This is a genomic window from Enterobacter sp. AC1, from assembly GCF_050434705.1.
In the GTDB taxonomy this organism is placed as follows: domain Bacteria; phylum Pseudomonadota; class Gammaproteobacteria; order Enterobacterales; family Enterobacteriaceae; genus Enterobacter; species Enterobacter cloacae_L.
Genome location: NZ_JBNDIZ010000002.1, coordinates 629,200 through 643,513, shown reverse-complemented (window position 1 = coordinate 643,513; position 14,314 = coordinate 629,200). Strand labels below are relative to the sequence as shown.

The 14,314-nt window shown below is 56.3% G+C and carries 12 protein-coding genes; 7 read left to right on the top strand and 5 right to left on the bottom strand.

Annotated features, from left to right (window positions below):
- Positions 1-34 precede the first annotated feature (34 nt).
- Together aat and infA are read left to right on the top strand one after the other, a co-directional pair.
- On the top strand, positions 35-739 hold the full coding sequence (aat, locus tag M2433_RS07950) for a leucyl/phenylalanyl-tRNA--protein transferase (RefSeq protein WP_429053225.1): 705 nt from the start codon (positions 35-37) through the stop codon (positions 737-739).
- A 284-nt stretch (positions 740-1,023) separates the two neighbouring features.
- Positions 1,024-1,242 (top strand): translation initiation factor IF-1, encoded by a 219-nt coding sequence (gene infA / locus M2433_RS07945; RefSeq protein ID WP_002211347.1) that lies wholly within the window; start codon positions 1,024-1,026, stop codon positions 1,240-1,242.
- Positions 1,243-1,446: 204 nt separating this feature from the next.
- On the opposite strand, the gene clpA is transcribed toward infA, so the two are convergent.
- Both clpA and clpS read right to left on the bottom strand, forming a co-directional pair.
- A complete protein-coding gene (gene clpA / locus M2433_RS07940; protein ID WP_008499992.1) occupies positions 1,447-3,726 on the bottom strand; it encodes an ATP-dependent Clp protease ATP-binding subunit ClpA in 2,280 nt (759 codons plus the stop codon).
- Between the two features lie 27 nt (positions 3,727-3,753).
- Positions 3,754-4,074: an ATP-dependent Clp protease adapter ClpS gene (gene clpS, locus M2433_RS07935; protein ID WP_047346928.1), complete on the bottom strand. Its 321-nt coding sequence runs from the start codon at positions 4,072-4,074 to the stop codon at positions 3,754-3,756.
- Between the two features lie 267 nt (positions 4,075-4,341).
- Between clpS and cspD the strand changes: the two genes are divergently transcribed.
- Positions 4,342-4,563, top strand: coding sequence for a cold shock-like protein CspD (cspD, locus tag M2433_RS07930; RefSeq protein ID WP_008499993.1), 222 nt, complete (start codon positions 4,342-4,344; stop codon positions 4,561-4,563).
- A 70-nt stretch (positions 4,564-4,633) separates the two neighbouring features.
- Here the strand turns inward: cspD and macB are convergent, their stop codons facing one another.
- Both macB and macA read right to left on the bottom strand, forming a co-directional pair.
- Entirely contained in the window at positions 4,634-6,574 is a 1,941-nt protein-coding gene (gene macB / locus M2433_RS07925; protein WP_429053226.1) for a macrolide ABC transporter ATP-binding protein/permease MacB, read from the bottom strand.
- Positions 6,571-7,686, bottom strand: coding sequence for a macrolide transporter subunit MacA (gene macA, locus M2433_RS07920; RefSeq protein ID WP_429053227.1), 1,116 nt, complete (start codon positions 7,684-7,686; stop codon positions 6,571-6,573). The genes macB and macA overlap by 4 nt, the downstream gene beginning before the upstream one ends.
- A 159-nt stretch (positions 7,687-7,845) precedes the next feature.
- Between macA and M2433_RS07915 the strand changes: the two genes are divergently transcribed.
- Positions 7,846-8,802: a VirK/YbjX family protein gene (locus M2433_RS07915; RefSeq protein WP_429053228.1), complete on the top strand. Its 957-nt coding sequence runs from the start codon at positions 7,846-7,848 to the stop codon at positions 8,800-8,802.
- On the opposite strand, the gene M2433_RS07910 is transcribed toward M2433_RS07915, so the two are convergent.
- On the bottom strand, positions 8,799-10,457 hold the full coding sequence (locus M2433_RS07910) for an ATP-dependent endonuclease (RefSeq protein ID WP_429053229.1): 1,659 nt from the start codon (positions 10,455-10,457) through the stop codon (positions 8,799-8,801). The genes M2433_RS07915 and M2433_RS07910 overlap by 4 nt on opposite strands.
- A 290-nt stretch (positions 10,458-10,747) precedes the next feature.
- Between M2433_RS07910 and aqpZ the strand changes: the two genes are divergently transcribed.
- The 3 genes from aqpZ to hcp all read left to right on the top strand — a co-directional run bounded on the left by aqpZ (position 10,748) and on the right by hcp (position 14,309).
- Entirely contained in the window at positions 10,748-11,443 is a 696-nt protein-coding gene (gene aqpZ / locus M2433_RS07905) for an aquaporin Z (protein ID WP_025756038.1), read from the top strand.
- A gap of 169 nt (positions 11,444-11,612) precedes the next feature.
- Positions 11,613-12,512, top strand: a complete 900-nt coding sequence (locus M2433_RS07900) for a lysine exporter LysO family protein (protein WP_429053230.1) — start codon at positions 11,613-11,615, stop codon at positions 12,510-12,512.
- A 144-nt stretch (positions 12,513-12,656) separates the two neighbouring features.
- A complete protein-coding gene (gene hcp / locus M2433_RS07895; RefSeq protein ID WP_429053231.1) occupies positions 12,657-14,309 on the top strand; it encodes a hydroxylamine reductase in 1,653 nt (550 codons plus the stop codon).
- The last annotated feature ends 5 nt before the right edge of the window (positions 14,310-14,314 follow it).

The window sequence follows — 14,314 nt, the reverse complement described above, 5'->3', positions numbered from 1 at the left end:
AGCGTCCTCACTCGCGTACTGGAGTTCTGCTGTCATGCGCCTGGTCCAGCTTTCTCGTCATAACATCGCGTTCCCTTCTCCAGAAGGGGCGCTGCGTGAGCCCAATGGGCTGCTGGCACTTGGCGGTGACCTCAGTCCTGCGCGGCTATTGATGGCTTACCAGCGCGGTATCTTTCCCTGGTTTTCCCCCGGCGACCCGATTTTATGGTGGTCTCCCGATCCGCGTGCCGTGCTGTGGCCAGAGCAGTTTCATCTGAGCCGCAGCATGAAGCGTTTCCATACGAAATCCCCCTACCGCGTCACCCTCAACCACGCCTTTGGTCAGGTGATTGAAGGCTGTGCCGAAGACCGCTATGAAGGGACATGGATAACCCGCGATATCATTACCGCTTACCATCAGCTCCATGAGCTTGGCTACGCCCACTCCATCGAAGTATGGGAAGGTGGCGCACTCGTCGGCGGCATGTACGGCGTGGCGCAAGGGACGCTGTTTTGTGGCGAGTCGATGTTCTCGCGCGCGGTTAACGCATCGAAAACCGCGCTGATGGTCTTCTGCCAGGCGTTTGCCCAACGCGGCGGACGCCTGATCGATTGCCAGGTGCTCAACGAGCATACGGCCTCTCTGGGGGCTGTTGAAATCCCGCGTCGTCAGTACATCGAGCATCTGGACGCCAGCCGTCAGGAGAAGCTCCCGCGCGACTTCTGGATACCGAGAACGCTCTTTATGCCCAATGCCTAAATGTTTTCCGCATATTTTTTTTGAGGGTGTTATAATTATGCCGCAGAGTAGCTTCTGCCTGTTGCCCCGCCGCCGTTTGGGACCCTCGCTTCAGATAACGTCCTGACGTTTATCCTGTTGTCTCCCCTTTACGAATGCGCTTCCTGTTCGGTTGTACCGTGACGCTTGGGCAATGCGCCGAAACTGTTTTGCTGCGTTTTAATCGCGCAATTCTTTACTTAATTGATGAATTTCGGCATTATCTTGCCGGTTCAAAACTTGGTAGTGATACCCCAGAGGATTAGATGGCCAAAGAAGACAATATTGAAATGCAGGGTACCGTACTTGATACGTTGCCTAATACCATGTTTCGCGTAGAGCTGGAAAACGGTCACGTGGTAACTGCGCACATCTCCGGTAAAATGCGCAAAAACTACATCCGCATTTTGACGGGCGACAAAGTGACTGTTGAACTGACCCCGTACGACCTGAGCAAAGGCCGCATTGTCTTCCGTAGTCGCTAATTGTTTTCGCCTGTAATGGCAGATGAATATTTAAAAGGTCGGGATAATCCCGGCCTTTTTTATTTGTGGCTTTAATGTGGCCGTGCGGAAAGATGTATTTTAGTGCGGCCTGACGCCCTCACCCTGACCCTCGCCCACGAGGAGAGGGAGAAAACAGGCACAAAAAAGCCGGGTTAAATAACCCGGCTTTTTATTTAAGTTACATCAGTGAGCCGCTTCCGGCTTGTGCTTCGCCGCGCTCTGGAAATCGTACGTCAGTTCGTTCTTCGCCTGGTCCAGCGCCACGGTCACCTGGCCGCCGTCCACCAGCGAGCCAAACAGCAGCTCGTTCGCCAGCGGTTTCTTCAGGTTGTCCTGAATCACGCGCGCCATCGGACGGGCACCCATCGCACGGTCGTAGCCTTTCTCGGCCAGCCAGTTGCGGGCCTCCTGGCTCACTTCCAGCGACACGCCTTTCTGATCCAGCTGAACCTGCAGCTCGACGATGAACTTATCCACCACCTGATGGATCACCTCGGTAGACAGGTGATCGAACCAGATAATGTTGTCCAGACGGTTACGGAACTCCGGCGTGAAGATCTTCTTGATCTCTTCCATCGCATCGGTGCTGTTATCCTGGTGGATCAGGCCGATAGATTTACGCTCGGTTTCACGCACCCCGGCATTGGTGGTCATCACCAGCACCACGTTGCGGAAGTCCGCCTTGCGCCCGTTGTTGTCGGTCAGCGTCCCGTTGTCCATCACCTGCAGCAGGATGTTGAACACGTCCGGGTGCGCTTTCTCGATTTCATCGAGCAGCAGTACCGCGTGTGGATGCTTGATCACCGCGTCGGTGAGCAGACCGCCCTGGTCAAAGCCCACGTATCCCGGAGGCGCACCAATCAAACGGCTGACGGTGTGACGCTCCATATACTCGGACATATCAAAGCGCAGAAGCTCAATACCCAGCGCTTTGGAAAGCTGAACCGTTACCTCGGTTTTACCCACACCGGTCGGGCCGGCGAACAGGAAGGAACCGACAGGCTTGTGGTCATGCCCCAGTCCGGCACGGGCCATCTTGATCGCTTCGGTTAAGGCCTCAATGGCTTTATCCTGCCCAAAGACCAGCATTTTCAGGCGGTTGCCGAGGGTGCGCAGCGTGTCACGATCGCTCTGAGAAACGCTCTTCTCAGGGATACGCGCAATGCGGGCCACCACGGACTCAATATCCGCCACGTTAACGGTTTTCTTACGCTTGCTCGCCGGCATCAGGCGAGCACGCGCCCCGGCCTCATCAATCACGTCAATCGCCTTATCCGGCAGATGACGGTCGTTGATGTATTTCACCGCCAGCTCCACCGCCGCACGCACCGCTTTCGCGGTATAACGCACGTCGTGGTGCGCTTCGTACTTCGGCTTCAGGCCGTTGATGATCTGCACCGTTTCCTCGACGGACGGTTCGGTCACATCGATTTTCTGGAAGCGGCGCGCCAGCGCGCGGTCTTTCTCAAAGATGTTGCTGAACTCCTGGTAGGTCGTGGAGCCAATCACGCGGATCTTGCCGCTGGAGAGCAGCGGTTTAATCAGGTTCGCGGCATCCACCTGGCCACCGGAGGCCGCACCTGCGCCGATGATGGTGTGGATTTCATCGATAAACAGGATGCTGTTGGTATCTTGCTCCAGCTGCTTTAACAGCGCCTTGAAGCGTTTTTCAAAATCTCCGCGGTATTTGGTGCCCGCCAGCAGCGAGCCGATATCCAGCGAATAGATGGTGCAATCGGCAATCACTTCCGGCACGTCGCCCTGCACAATGCGCCAGGCAAGCCCTTCGGCAATCGCGGTTTTACCTACGCCAGATTCCCCCACCAGCAGCGGGTTGTTCTTGCGGCGACGGCACAGCACCTGGATCGCGCGCTCCAGCTCTTTATCGCGACCAATCAGCGGATCGATACCGCCAACGCGAGCAAGCTGGTTAAGGTTGGTGGTGAAGTTTTCCATACGATCCTCCCCGCCTGCTTGCTCTTCATTGTTATTGACCTGATTGCTGGAATCCGATGCCTGGTTAGGCTCGTCTTTACGCGTTCCGTGAGAAATAAAGTTAACCACGTCGAGTCGGCTGACTTCGTGTTTGCGCAGCAGGTAGGCAGCCTGTGACTCCTGCTCGCTGAAGATGGCGACTAAGACGTTTGCGCCAGTCACTTCGCTACGTCCGGAAGACTGGACGTGGAAAACCGCGCGCTGCAGCACGCGCTGGAAGCTGAGCGTCGGCTGCGTGTCGCGCTCCTCTTCACTGGCTGGCAGCACCGGTGTGGTTTGTTCGATGAAGGCTTCGAGTTCCTGACGTAGCGCCACCAGATCCACGGAGCAGGCTTCCAGCGCTTCGCGGGCAGATGGGTTGCTAAGCAGTGCGAGCAGCAGGTGCTCGACGGTCATAAACTCATGTCGGTGCTCACGCGCTCTGGCGAAAGCCATGTTTAAACTGAGTTCCAGTTCTTGATTGAGCATAGGCACCTCCCCCAATTTTATGCCTTATCAGGCCTTTTCCAGCGTACACAGCAACGGATGCTCGTTCTCCCTCGCATAGTCGTTCACCATCGCCACTTTGGTTTCCGCCACTTCGGCTGTGAAGATGCCGCAGATAGCTTTGCCACGATAATGAACGGTAAGCATCAGTTGCGTTGCACGTTCTACATCATAAGAAAAGAACTTTTGTAGCACGTCAATAACAAATTCCATCGGCGTGTAATCATCGTTCATTAACATAACTTTATACATAGATGGCGGTTTTAGCGCGTCACGCACTTTCTCTTCCGCCAGCTGGTCAAAATCCAGCCAGTCGTTGGTCTTACCCATTTTGCATAACCACTTTGAATCTACCTCAGATGTTAGATAACAATCATCTATTACTGTCATCCGCGATGTCTGTCACAAACTGTTGCAATAGCGTTAACTGCTTCAAACTTTGGTTGATTATTGTCCCATCTCCAGCGCCAAACGCTTGACGACTTCTTTCGTTTCTCTAAATTGTACAAGCGTGAGATGGCGAGGTTTTGAACAGCCCCCACTCCACCACCGGTTCATTCCATCTTAACTTATAAGATTTACGAAGGATGTCGAAGCATGGAAATGGGTACTGTTAAGTGGTTCAACAACGCCAAAGGGTTTGGCTTCATCTGCCCCGAAGGCGGCGGCGAGGATATCTTCGCTCACTATTCCACCATTCAGATGGATGGTTACAGAACGCTCAAAGCCGGGCAGTCCGTCCGGTTCGATGTACACCAGGGACCTAAAGGCAATCATGCAAGCCTCATCGTACCCATCGAAGCAGAGACGGTTGCATAGCTCTCTGTTTTATTGTGTACATCCCGCAGTCAAAATGCCAGCCCGATCGGCTGGCATTTTTATTTTCAGCCTATTCGCGAGCCAGCGCATCCACCGGATCCAGCCGCGCCGCATTGCGGGCGGGCAACCAGCCAAACAAAATGCCGGTAAAGGTTGAACACAAAAAAGCGGTAATAATGGCAACCGGCGAGAAGCCAATTTCCCAGCCGGGTAAAAAGAGCTGGAGCGCAAACGCGATCATCATTGAGAGCGCAATACCCATCGCGCCCCCCACCAGACACACCAGCACCGCTTCAATCAAAAACTGCTGCAGGACATCGCTGGCTCTGGCCCCGACCGCCATGCGGATGCCAATCTCTCGGGTGCGTTCGGTCACCGACACCAGCATGATATTCATCACCCCGATGCCGCCAACGACCAGCGAAATGACCGCCACCAGCGTGAGGAACAGCTGAAGAGTACGTGTGGTCTTTTCCGCCGTTTTCAAGAGGCCGTCCATATTCCAGGTGAAGAAATCTTTCTTCCCGTGGCGCAGGGTTAACAGCCGCTCAAGCTGCTGCTCGGCCAGCGCGCTGTCGTAGCCCTCCTTCACGCGCACGGTGATGGAGTTAAGCCAGGACTGCCCCATAATCCGCCCCGAGATGGTGGTATACGGCAGCCAGACGCGCAGGATCTTGCTGCTGCCAAACATTGACTGTTTCTCTTCCGCCACGCCAATGACCGTGGCAGGCATGTTGCCGACCAGGATCACTTCCCCCACCACATTCGCTTTATTGGGGAAGAGCTGCCTGCGCGAGTTAGCGTCCAGCACCACCACCTGCGCCCTGCCCGCCAGCTGCTCAGCGTTAAAGGTGGCCCCTTCGCTGAAGGTCATACCGTAGACCTTGAAGTAGTCCCCGCTGACGCCGTTAGCGCTGGCGGCAACGTCAACATTGCCCACGCGCAGCCGCAGGTTTTGCGAAACGGCAGGCGTAGCGGAGTTCACCCACGGCTGCTTCTGAATCGCCGCCAGATCGTCATATTTCAGCGCCTGCTGATACTGCGGTTCGTCGTCGCCAAAGTCTTTGCCGGGATAGACGTCAATAGTATTGGTGCCGATGGCACGGATATCTGCCAGTACTAACTGCTTGGCCGCGTCGCCCACCACCACAATCGACACCACCGAGGCGATACCGATAATGATGCCGAGCATCGTCAGCAGGGTGCGCATTTTGTTGGCCGCCATTGCCAGCCAGGCCATGGTCAGCGCCTCACGAAAGCCGCTGGAGAACTGCCCCCAGCCGGTTGATGCCGGTAGCGCTTCTTTCGGCGCAGCTGCCCTGGCGTGGCGTGGCGGCGGGTTACTGACCAGCTCACCGTCGTGGATCTCAACGATCCGCTCCGCCTGCGCCGCGACCTGCGGGTCGTGGGTAACGATGATGACCGTGTGCCCCTGATCGCGCAGCTGATGCAGGATCGCCATCACCTCCTCTCCGGAATGGCTGTCGAGCGCGCCGGTTGGCTCATCCGCGAGGATCACCTGCCCGCCGTTCATCAGGGCGCGGGCAATACTCACGCGCTGCTGCTGTCCGCCGGAAAGCTGCGAGGGCTGATACTCCACCCGCTCCGCCAGACCCAGGCGCGTCAGCAGCATCTGCGCGCGCTCGAGGCGTTTTTTCCGCTCGACGCCGGCATACACCGCAGGCACCTCAACGTTCTGCGCCGCATTGAGGTGAGAGAGCAGATGGTAACGCTGGAAGATAAAGCCAAAGTGTTCGCGACGCAGCTTTGCCAGCGCGTCGCCGTCCAGGGTGGAGACGTCCGTGCCGGCCACGCGATAGGAACCGCTGGTCGGTTTATCCAGGCACCCGAGAATGTTCATCAGCGTCGATTTACCGGAACCCGACGCCCCGACAATCGCCACCATCTCGCCGGCTTCCACGCGCAGGGAGATGCCTTTCAGCACTTCCACCGGGCCATCGCCGGAGGGATAGCTGCGACGAATGTCGTTCAGTTCAAGCAGCGCCGTCATTTAGCGGCTCCGGGCAGGCTTTCGCTGGTGACAACCTCCTCGCCCTCGTCCAGCCCTTTCACTACCACCACATCGGTGTCGTTGCGCGCGCCAATCACCACTTCACGCTCGCGCGTTTCCCCGTTGCGCAGCACTTTCACTTTATAACGGCTCTCCCCGGCGGATTCACCCAGCGCAGAGAGCGGAATGGTCAGCACGTTCTTCACGCCGGTCAACTGGATATGCACCTGGGCGGTCATATCCAGACGCAGCACGCCCTGCGGGTTCGGCACTTCAAAACGGGCATAGTAGAAGATGGCGTCGTTAACCTTTTCCGGCGTTGGCAGGATGTCTTTCAGCACGCCTTCGTAGCGCGTCTGCGGGTCGCCCAGCACCGTAAACCAGGCATTTTGCCCCGGTTTAAGATGGATAACGTCCGCTTCTGAGACCTGGGCCTTGACCAGCATGGTGCTCATGTCCGCCAGCGTCAGGATGTTTGGCGCCTGCTGGGCGGCAATCACCGTCTGGCCCTGCAGCGTGGTGATCTGGGTGACCTCACCGGCCATCGGTGCGACGATTTTGGTGTAGTCGAGGTTGGTTTTCGCCGTATCCAGCGAGGCCTGATTGCGTTTGATTTGCGCGTCGATAGTGCCAATCTGCGCCTGTTTTACCGCCAGCTCAGTGGTGGCCGTATCCAAATCTTGTTTCGAAATGGCCTGGGTTTTCGCCAGCGCCTGCTGGCGGGTCAGCGTGACCTGGGCAAGATTACGCTCTGCCTGCGCCTGCGCACGCTGCGCGCGCAGCTCCATCAGCGTGGCTTCCACTTCCCTAATCTGGTTCTCAGCCTGTTCAGGATCGATAACGCCAAGCAGCTGGCCTTTTTTCACCTTGTCGCCAATCTCGACCGACAGCGTTTTCAGCTGGCCGCTCACCTGGGCGCCAACGTCAACCTTGCGCAGGGCATCAAGCTTGCCCGTCGCGAGCACGTTTTGCTGCAGTTCGCCCGGGCGAACAATTAATGTCTGATACTGTGGTAGAGGCGCATTAAGCACTTGCCATAGCCAGTACCCACCGGCTAAAACCGCGACCGCCAGCAGCAGAATCAGCGTTCTGCGTTTTCCCTTGAGGTTCATAAATATTCCAAATAAATGTTCTGGCATTGATAAAAGTTGATTCTATCTAAACGACTACTCAACGAAACCCCTGTTCTCTGAAATCGCCATAATTTGTTGACGAGACGTTGATATTGCCCCTGATGAAATAAAGATCTTCCAAAAGGATCAGGATCTATCATGTCTTCCATCGTCGATACACCTTTTTCAAACCTGCCGCAGCCTACATCCGGCTGGCAGCTCTTCAAAAACCTGGCTCTCGGCAAGATCGCTCCCGGGCTGGCGTGGCAAAAAACCGCCTATCGACGCAAGTTCATGCTACGGTCGTTAACGACACCGCTCAGCACCGCCCGGCTATTGTCCGAGCTGGCGAAGCATCCTCGCCTGATGCAAATGCTCCAGGTTCAGCCTGGTCTCCCCTGCCGCCTTCATCGTCCGTGGCTGACGGTGAATATGGATCGACAGCGTGCGCTGGAATCGTTGTCCTGGCACTATCAGACGATAAGCCGCCAGCTACCGCCGACGCTCATCAATGGTTATCTTTCAAAGCAGGGCGTGGTTCTGCTGACTTTAACCGGAAAAGATGAGCAGCAATTTACCATCCGTCTGTGCGCTGATGCATTTATGGATAAAGAGGGAGAAGCCACCCTCGTTTTCTGCGACAGCCAAAACACGGTGCTGGCGGAAATGACCTTTACGCTATGCCAGTTCGAAGGAAAATCGACGCTGTTCATTGGCGGTTTGCAGGGCGCAAAAGCGCACGTTCCTCATGAGCTGATCCAGGGCGCAACGAAGGCCTGTCATGGCCTGTTCCCGAAACGCCTGCTGGTCGAAGCCGCCATGACGCTCGGCACCGCTTTCCCGGTAGAGCAGATTGTTGCCGTCAGTAACGCCACCCATATCTATCGCAGCTGGCGCTATCGCAAGAAAAAAGAGGGGAAACTGTTGGCCGATTACGACAGTTTCTGGATCTCCATCGGGGGAGAAAAACAGGATAACGGTAACTTTATGCTGCCGCTTGCCATGCCGCGTAAACCCATGGAAGAGATTGCGAGCAAAAAGCGGTCCGAATATCGCCGCCGCTACGAGCTGCTGGATAGCCTGATTCAGCAGGTGATTCAGGCAACTCAACGCTAATCCGCTTTCCCGCGTGCCAGCCACAGCACGCGGGAGAACATCTTGCGCAGCAGCGTCGGTACCGCCTCCACGCCCCGCCTTCCCGCTTCCGTCGCCACTTCAATGGCTAAATCCGGTTTTGAAGAACGATGAATGGCTTTGGCGATGACGCGCCGCATGTTCATCGGGACATCGACCGGCACCATCGCAATTCGGTGGAAAACGTCGTCAAACCCCTGACGATACATAAAGTGCTCCATGTCCATCGCGGGCAGCATGGTTAAATGGTCGCGCTCTTCTTCTCGCTCGTTATTCAGCAGGCCACGCACGGTCGAGGCATATTTTTTGCCCGCCTCATCGCCGTCGACCAGCACGTGCCACTCGATCCCCATCCGGCGGGCAAATTTTATCAGCGGCTTTAATCCCGACTGGGCGAATTCAATCACCTTAATGCCTTCCGCATCAAAATGGTGGCCGCACTGGCGCGCCAGCTCGTTGATGACCCAGGTTTCGGTTTCCCCCTCCACCAGCAGCCAGCAGCGGGCAAAAAGGGACGACGCCCGGTTAAAGCGAATATGGAACGCAATGCGCCGCCCGTCTTCCGCGCTCAAACCACCGGGCCCCAGCCGGAAAGCGGAAACGCGGGAAGATTCACGCACCAGACGACAGACGTGCTCTACCGGCGTCAGCGATAATAACTCACCGGAATTGGTGGTGGTAATACGCTGGAGCGGCAGTAAATTCAGCAGATGCCATGCCACGGAGAGCATGATGGGATGCAGGCGCGTTTCGGGATCTTCCACCAGCAGAAGCGGTCGGGCGTCCCGGTCAAGTCGAACGGTGCCTTTGGCCTGCAGAAGCGTTGAAAACAGTCCCAGCAAAATCACCCGGTGCGTACGCCCGCCGGGCCGGTCGATCATCCGGTTAATGATGTCCAGATAGCGCCAGCTTCGCTGCTCATCGTGAGAACGTCGGCGCATCAGACGATGGCGTGACGCCGACGTCCCCTGCTCGGAAAAATAGTGTTCCAGGAGCTGTACCATCGCGGACAATCCCTGACGGATTTGGCCATCGGTCAGATTCTGCGGGCGCGACACCAGCTCTCGCGCCAGGAAATCCAGCTCGCGGGCCGTCACTTCCACTTCAGGCATATTCGGTACGGTACCGTTACGAATGCGCCGCATAAAACGCGCATCGCGCAGGCGTAATACCGGCGTCAGGCGGATCAGGTGGCGAGCCAGATCGTCGATATTGTCCAGCGGGATGGGGTTGGCTTTCTCATCGAGAAAATCACGCAGGGTCAGCACCCCTTCGTTCTCCGCCATCTCCCCTTCCAGCCGATAGAAAATCCGGTGAAAGCCATCATCGCATGGCACCCAGCAGGGCGATAGCGGGCGGAAGCGGCGCACGCGGTGACGGCCGGGCTCGGATTCCCGGAACGTCAGAATGATATGCAGATGCTTCTCGCGCCCCGTGACGTCGCCGGGCGGGAACCAGAAATCGTCGCGAACGAAATGATACAGGTCGTCTTCGGGCGAAAGCAGTAACGTCAATGCATCCAGCAGGCTGGACTTACCCCACGCGTTCTCGCCGATCAGGACGTTGTTTTGCTCAAGCTGGAGCGACAGACGGTTAATACCGCGAAACCCGACTATTTCCACACGTTCGAGAAGCATAAATCCCCCGACAAATGACCACTTTTTCCTTCAAGTTATCAGCAGTATAGCGGGAGGATGGTGGTGACGACAGTACAACATCCACCCATTGAAAAATGAGCTATGCTCTATTTACCGCCGGCTCGAACAAGGAATGACATCACATTGCCTGAAATCAAACCAATCTAATTTATTTAAGTGGCGAAGGGGTGTTGTTATTTTTTAAAATAGAGACTCTTTGAGTCGTCATCCCTTTTTGACGATATAACCCACACGCAGGAACGCGTGTGGTAAATTATTTAGAGGTGGTTATGTTTAGAAAATTAGCAGCAGAATGCTTTGGTACATTCTGGCTGGTATTTGGTGGCTGCGGTAGCGCCGTTCTGGCAGCAGCATTCCCGGAATTAGGCATTGGTTTTGTCGGCGTCGCGCTGGCATTTGGTTTAACCGTTTTAACCATGGCCTTTGCCGTGGGTCATATTTCCGGCGGCCATTTTAACCCGGCTGTGACGTTAGGTTTATGGGCAGGCGGTCGTTTCCCGGCGAAAGAGGTAATCGGTTATATCGTCGCCCAGGTGGTTGGCGGTATTATTGCCGCTGCCGTTCTGTACGTGATTGCCAGCGGTAAAGCCGGTTTCGACGCGGCAGCCAGTGGTTTCGCCTCTAACGGCTTCGGCGAGCACTCTCCGGGTGGCTATTCCATGCTGTCTGCCATCGTGATTGAAATTGTGCTGACCGCAGGCTTCCTGCTGGTGATCCACGGCGCAACTGACAAACATGCGCCAGCCGGTTTTGCGCCGATTGCCATTGGTCTGGCATTGACGCTCATCCACCTGATTTCTATTCCGGTCACCAACACCTCCGTTAACCCGGCGCGCAGTACCGCAGTCGCCATCTTCCAGGGCGGCTGGGCGCTGGAGCAGCTGTGGCTGTTCTGGGTGATGCCAATCGTCGGCGGTATTCTGGGCGGCGTGCTGTATCGCACCCTGCTGGAAAAACGCGATTAATCTTTCCCTCCCTCTCCCTGCGGGAGAGGGCCGGGGTGAGGGCAACAGGCCGCACACACAGGCCGGGTAAGCGTTAGCGCCACCCGGCTTTTTTTTGCCGCTTTACTGAACAGCCTTTATTGGGTAGTGTCTCTGGCGCTTAACAGATACTCAAAAGGACCGGCTGTTCATGTTTTCAGGACTCCTCATCATTCTGCTGCCCCTGATCGTGGGCTACCTTATTCCGCTGCATCGTGAATCCGCATTAAGGCTTATTAATCGATTCCTGAGCTGGATTGTCTACGTTATTCTTTTCTTTATGGGGATAAGCCTGGCCTTCCTGGATAACCTGTCCGCGAATTTACTCTCCATCCTCCATTATTCCGTCGTCACCGTGGTGGTTATTTTGCTGTGCAATATTGCCGCACTGTTCTGGCTGGAACGCACTATTCCCTGGAAAAATAACCATCAACAGGAAAAACTCCCTTCCCGTATTGCGATGGCGCTGGAATCATTAAAACTCTGCGGCGTCGTGCTGCTCGGTTTTCTGCTGGGCCTTACCGGATGGTCATTTTTACAGCACGCCACGGAGGCCAGCGAATATACCCTGATCTTCCTGCTGTTCCTGATTGGTATTCAGCTGCGAAATAATGGCATGACGCTGAAACAGATTGTCCTCAACCGCCGGGGAATGATAGTCGCCATTGTCGTCGTCGCCAGTTCAATGGTCGCAGGCGTGATTAATGCCGTTATTCTCGACCTGCCGCTGAAAACCGGCCTGGCCATGGCGTCAGGTTTTGGCTGGTACTCCCTCTCCGGTATTCTTCTGACCGAATCGTTCGGTCCGGTCATTGGCAGCGCCGCTTTCTTCAATGACCTTGCGCGCGAATTGATTGCCATCATGCTGATCCCGGGTCTGGTACGCCGCAGCCGCTCTACCGCGTTGGGGCTGTGTGGCGCGACGTCGATGGACTTTACCCTGCCGGTATTACAGCGTTCAGGTGGGCTGGAGATGGTGCCCGCCGCTATCGTTCACGGCTTTATTTTAAGCCTGCTGGTTCCCGTTCTGATGGCCTTCTTCTCAGCCTGATACTGCTTTGGCGGTAGCGAACCTGCCGCCAAAATTGCGCTAAATCAATCTCCCTCTATTTTGTGGCAGAAAGCCCTTTTCACCGTTCCGGCACGAGCATAACCTTAAACATGTATATTAAATATAACTTTAACAGGTGTGATTATGTTTTGTGTGCAATGTGAACAAACCATCCGTACTCCGGCAGGCAATGGCTGCTCTTACGCACAGGGTATGTGCGGCAAAACCGCAGAAACATCTGACCTGCAGGACCTGCTGATTGCTGCCCTGCAAGGCCTTTCCGCATGGGCATTCAAAGCCCGCGAGTTCGGCATCGTCGACCACTACGTTGACAGCTTCGCCCCGCGCGCATTTTTTTCCACGCTGACTAACGTCAACTTCGATTCCCCGCGCATCGTCGGGTATGCCCGCGAGGCTATCGCCCTGCGTGAAGCGCTGAAGGCACAGTGCCTGAAGGCGGATGCCGGCGCCCGCGTGGACAACCCGATGTCAGAACTCCAGCTGGTGAGCGACGATCTGGGCGACCTGCAGCGTCAGGCGGCAGAATTCACCCCAAACAAAGACAAAGCGGCAATTGGCGAGAACATTCTCGGCCTGCGCCTGCTGTGCCTGTACGGCCTGAAGGGCGCTGCGGCGTATATGGAGCACGCGCACGTTCTGGGTCAGTACGACAATGAGATTTACGCGCAGTACCACAACATCATGGCGTGGCTGGGTACCTGGCCTGCCGATATGAACGCGCTGCTGGAATGCTCAATGGAAATCGGCCAGATGAACTTCCGCGTGATGAGCATTCTGGATGCCGGTGAAACCAGCACCTACGGCCACCCAACGCCCACCCAGGTCAACGTCAAGGCGACCGAAGGCAAGTGCATCCTGATTTCCGGTCATGACCTGAAAGATCTCTACAACCTGCTGAAGCAAACCGAAGGCACCGGCGTTAACGTTTATACCCACGGCGAAATGCTGCCGGCGCACGGTTACCCGGAGCTGCGTAAATTTAAGCATCTGATCGGTAACTACGGCAGCGGCTGGCAGAATCAGCAGGTCGAGTTCGCCCGCTTCCCTGGCCCTATCGTGATGACCTCTAACTGCATCATCGACCCTACCGTCGGCGCGTATGATGACCGCATCTGGACCCGCAGCATCGTCGGCTGGCCGGGCGTGAGCCACCTCGAAGGTGACGATTTCGGCCCGGTGATTGCGCAGGCGCAGCAGATGGCGGGCTTCCCGTACAGCGAGATCCCGCACCTCATCACCGTGGGCTTCGGTCGTGAAACCCTGCTCGGCGCCGCAGATTCGCTGATTGACCTCGTCAGCCGCGAAAAGCTGCGCCACATCTTCCTGATTGGCGGCTGCGACGGCGCGCGCGGTGAGCGTAACTACTTCACCGATTTCGCCACCCGCGTGCCGGAAGACTGCCTGATCCTGACGCTTGCGTGCGGTAAATACCGCTTCAACAAGCTGGACTTCGGCAACATCGAAGGCCTGCCGCGTCTGGTGGATGCCGGTCAGTGTAACGATGCTTACTCGGCGATCGTTCTTGCCGTTACCCTGGCGGAAAAACTGGGCTGCGGCGTAAACGATCTGCCGCTGTCGCTGGTGCTTTCATGGTTTGAGCAGAAAGCGATTGTCATCCTGCTGACCCTGCTTTCTCTCGGCGTAACCAACATCGTGACCGGCCCGACGGCGCCGGGCTTCCTGACGCCGGACCTGCTGGCGGTGCTGAACGAGAAATTCGGCCTGCGTTCCGTGACCAACGTTGAAGATGATATGAAGCAGCTGCTGAGCGCGTAAGGAGT

Excerpts from the sequence above, each read along its gene's own strand:
- hcp (WP_429053231.1), top strand. The coding sequence starts at position 12,657 with ATGTTTTGTGTGCAATGTGAACAAACCATCCGTACTCCGGCAGGCAAT.
- clpS (WP_047346928.1), bottom strand. The coding sequence starts at position 4,074 with ATGGGTAAGACCAACGACTGGCTGGATTTTGACCAGCTGGCGGAAGAG.
- aqpZ (WP_025756038.1), top strand. The coding sequence starts at position 10,748 with ATGTTTAGAAAATTAGCAGCAGAATGCTTTGGTACATTCTGGCTGGTA.
- macB (WP_429053226.1), bottom strand. The coding sequence starts at position 6,574 with ATGACGGCGCTGCTTGAACTGAACGACATTCGTCGCAGCTATCCCTCC.
- infA (WP_002211347.1), top strand. The coding sequence starts at position 1,024 with ATGGCCAAAGAAGACAATATTGAAATGCAGGGTACCGTACTTGATACG.
- cspD (WP_008499993.1), top strand. The coding sequence starts at position 4,342 with ATGGAAATGGGTACTGTTAAGTGGTTCAACAACGCCAAAGGGTTTGGC.
- clpA (WP_008499992.1), bottom strand. The coding sequence starts at position 3,726 with ATGCTCAATCAAGAACTGGAACTCAGTTTAAACATGGCTTTCGCCAGA.
- aat (WP_429053225.1), top strand. The coding sequence starts at position 35 with ATGCGCCTGGTCCAGCTTTCTCGTCATAACATCGCGTTCCCTTCTCCA.
- macA (WP_429053227.1), bottom strand. The coding sequence starts at position 7,686 with ATGAACCTCAAGGGAAAACGCAGAACGCTGATTCTGCTGCTGGCGGTC.
- M2433_RS07915 (WP_429053228.1), top strand. The coding sequence starts at position 7,846 with ATGTCTTCCATCGTCGATACACCTTTTTCAAACCTGCCGCAGCCTACA.
- M2433_RS07910 (WP_429053229.1), bottom strand. The coding sequence starts at position 10,457 with ATGCTTCTCGAACGTGTGGAAATAGTCGGGTTTCGCGGTATTAACCGT.
- M2433_RS07900 (WP_429053230.1), top strand. The coding sequence starts at position 11,613 with ATGTTTTCAGGACTCCTCATCATTCTGCTGCCCCTGATCGTGGGCTAC.